The following is a 517-nucleotide window of genomic DNA, read 5'->3' on the forward strand; positions in this document are numbered from 1 at the left end:
GTGCGGGGCGTTGGCGATGAGGTTGCCGTCCGGATCGAACAGCGCGCACGAGAAGTCCAGCCGTTCCTTGATGTTCACCGACTGCGCCGTCGACTCCAGGGCAGTGCCCATCTGTTCGGCGATCGACATGAACAGGTTGTTGAAGATCTCCAGCATCACCGGATCGGCCTGCGTGCCGATCGCTGCCTCGGTGGGCGCGACCACCCGCTCGAGCAGCAGGTGCCCGGCCTCGGTGAGCGTGCCGCGCCAGCCGGGGTCCACCACGGTGGTCGAGTTCGTCTCGGCGATTATCGCCGGTCCGGTGACCGCGTCCCCGGGCCGCATCCGTGCCCGCTCGTGCAGTGGCGCCGCGTGCCAGGTTCCGGCGGCGTACATACGAACGGTGTCGGCGGCCTCGTCCGCGGCGGGAGCGGTCGCCGCCGCCACGTCGGACAGGTCCGGTTGGTCGGTCAGCCCGGTCGCCTCGACGGCCACCGCGTCGACGATGAGCGGGCGGTCCATCAGGAACGAGTACGTC

1 protein-coding gene is annotated in these 517 nt (G+C 69.8%); it reads right to left on the reverse strand.

What is annotated here, in order from left to right; all coding sequences use genetic code 11:
• Nucleotides 1-501 (reverse strand): hydantoinase B/oxoprolinase family protein (locus AC1DYG_RS19255; protein WP_477641464.1); only part of this gene is annotated, 501 nt, incomplete at its 3' end.
• Between the last annotated feature and the right edge of the window lie 16 nt (nucleotides 502-517).

Source organism: Pedococcus sp. P1_H8, from assembly GCF_056405175.1.